Below are 2884 nucleotides of genomic sequence, written 5' to 3' on the forward strand. Positions count from 1 at the left end.
AGTCTACGTGCTGATATGGCTCAGTTGGTAGAGCGCACCCTTGGTAAGGGTGAGGTCCCGAGTTCGATTCTCGGTATCAGCACCAGTCCTTATAAATCAATTAGTTAATAAATTGGCTTCTGAGTTTCAGAAGCTTTTTTTATTTCTGTTCTAACCATTTTCAAGTCACACGCGTTCAACTAAGATTAGCTCATTTTCACTGTGTATCCGTGTATCAATGTGTTAGAATTGCTCTAAGATCTGTATTGATACATTTTTTTCTGAATTAACGCTGATTCATCTATCAACGAGTTGCGGATAAATTAATGCCTCATTCTAAATTTCAACAAAAGAGTTTATTGTTACTTTTGCCATTAGGTTTACTGGCGATAGTTTCATATGCTTTAGATAAAAGAATTCCAACGCTGTTGGATATTGAATCTCAGACTCTTCTGCTTGAAGTTTGCAGAATCATTCTGCCTGGCTGCTTTGCTATTGCTGCAGCCTGTATGGTTCCTACATTTAACCGTATGTTTCAGATTATATCTGTAGCTCTTGTTTATGCTTTTCTGGTGGCATTCTCTTTATCTAAATACCAGAATTTTTTTACTCAGCCTACATCGTGGATTATTTCTTCTCTTGTTGCAACTTTATTTCTTTTACCTAATAACGATATCGAGTCAGAAGGTCTAAGCTTCAAGGCTTTTTTATCCAAGATTTTTTGTATCTGTACTTTTCCTTTTATCTCTCTCTTTACAATCATGGTTGTTGTAAAGAATATTGAGCATTCGATTTTAATTACCTTTACCTCTGTTTTTCTGGATACATTCTTATCCTGTTTATTTGTACCTATTTATGAGATTATGCTTACCCTGGGATTCAGCTCACTGCTAAATTCTCTGGTAAGTCTACAGTCTGAAAATGAGATTATTCATGCAATGCTGAATAGCATTATGCTGGTTAACATGATTTCTCTTCCTGCAATTATTATTACCAGGGCCTCCTTTGCAAAATCATATAACAGACTGTTTTTGGTATTTCTTTCTTTTATTGCCTGTCTGACTTCAAAGATCGGCTCATGCATTTCAGTTGAGCTGCTAATTATTATGTTCTTCTATCCTGGAACATTTCTTGCTCTCTGTTTTAGCTCTATTTTCATGTTCTTTTTGAATCTGTACTTACAGATTGGTACTTTTACCAGTTTCTATATGCTGTATCAGCCTGATCTCATATTACGAAATCTGGCATTTCTTCAGTTATCAACATCTCATTTTGTTGTCATTGCCTTTTCAATTTTTATTCCTTTTGCAATGCAGACATTGATTTCTAAAATTGGAAAGATTAATCATTTAAAGAACAAATTAAAACGCAGATTCAAGAATTCCGGCTTTAACCTTAAGGATATTAAGAATCCTGATTTATTTTTGATTTCTATCTTAAATGGTATTGGTGGTAAAAGTAATCTTAAGGCTGTATGGCTTGATAAGGAAGTTCTTTTCATAAAGGTTTTTGATTATAAAAAAGTCATTATTCCGCAGATCAACCTTATAAGTAAGAGACGAATCGAGTTTATTCGATCCGAAAATAACATAAGAATTCCTTTAGGGGCTCTTTCTTATATTGTGTGGAAGAGATTGAATAATATTATTGAAGAGTCCGCGAATTATACAAGCGACGAAGTCGAGCTGTCAGATCAGTTTGATATTAAAGGTTATGTATTAAATCTTCAGGAGAAAAAATAAAGTGAGCAATTCAGATTGGATTCAGATTAAATTAAGAACCACCAATCAGTTGGCAGATACAATAGCTGATCTTTTAGAGCAGTTTGGTGCTTTATCTGTAAGTTATACCGATGCTGAAGATTCTCCTATTCTTGAGCCTCGTCCAGGTGAAAGAAAATTATGGCCAAATACCGAGGTTACAGGACTGTTAGCTCAGGGAACAGATCCTGAACCAATACTAAGTGCTTTAAAAGCTATTCTGGGAGATCATATTCCTATGATGGCTACTCATCTTGAAGATAAAAACTGGATTAGAGCATGGATGGATCAGTTTAAACCTCTTAAATTCGGTAAGCGTCTGTGGATTTGTCCTTCATGGCTAAGTGTTGATGAAAAGGACAGTGTTGTTGTTATGCTTGATCCTGGTCTTGCTTTTGGTACAGGAACTCATCCTACAACAGCTCTATGTCTAGAGTATCTGGATTCTTTAGATTTAGCTGGTAAACAGGTTTTAGATTACGGCTGCGGATCTGGTATTCTTGCTATTGCAGCTTTAAAGCTTGGTGCAAAGAATGCACTTGGTGTAGATATTGATGAGCAGGCACTGATTGCTTCAAAGGAAAACGCTACACGAAATGGCGTTATAGACAGACTTGAGCTGTTTATGGGAACTGACAAGAAGCTGAATTTGCCTAAGTCTCCTATTACAGTGGCAAACATTCTTGCTGGCCCTTTAGCAGAGCTTGAACCTATTATTGCCGATTTAACCGAGAGTGGTGGTTTACTTGCCTTATCAGGAATCTTAACAGAACAGGCTGATTCTGTAATCGAAGCCTATTCTCGTGATTTTATTATGAATAAGGTTAAAGATAAGGAAGGCTGGGCTCTTTTGACAGGAACCAGAAAATAGAAAACTCGATTGTTCCTTATTAGAACAAGTCTTATAAGAAATGGATCTTTTTGGATCCATTTTTCTTTCATTGACGTAAATTAAATAAAAAAGTACAACTCGTCACAATTTTTGGCTTACGCAAATTTGTTATATCTATATATTTTTATAAAATTAATAGTACCTACTACTATAAATAAACATACCTAGGTCCTTAAGAGATTTTTCTTTTAAAGCCTGGTTGGTTCACGATCTGCCACAAAAGTAATGGCAGATCTTTAATTAACAATCGATC

The 2884-nt window shown here is 35.4% G+C and carries 2 protein-coding genes and 1 tRNA gene; all 3 read left to right on the forward strand.

The annotated features are described in order from the left end of the window. The first annotated feature begins 9 nt into the window (after positions 1-9). A tRNA-Thr gene (locus B5D46_RS11805) sits at positions 10-85 on the forward strand. Between the two features lie 262 nt (positions 86-347). Beyond that, positions 348-1721, forward strand: a complete 1374-nt coding sequence (locus B5D46_RS11810) for a hypothetical protein (protein ID WP_143675690.1) — start codon at positions 348-350, stop codon at positions 1719-1721. A gap of 1 nt (position 1722) precedes the next feature. Further along, positions 1723-2610, forward strand: a complete 888-nt coding sequence (prmA, locus tag B5D46_RS11815; protein WP_078929625.1) for a 50S ribosomal protein L11 methyltransferase — start codon at positions 1723-1725, stop codon at positions 2608-2610. The last annotated feature ends 274 nt before the right edge of the window (positions 2611-2884 follow it).

Origin of the sequence: Succinivibrio dextrinosolvens DSM 3072, from assembly GCF_900167015.1 — a bacterium.
In the GTDB taxonomy this organism is placed as follows: Bacteria; Pseudomonadota; Gammaproteobacteria; order Enterobacterales; family Succinivibrionaceae; genus Succinivibrio; species Succinivibrio dextrinosolvens.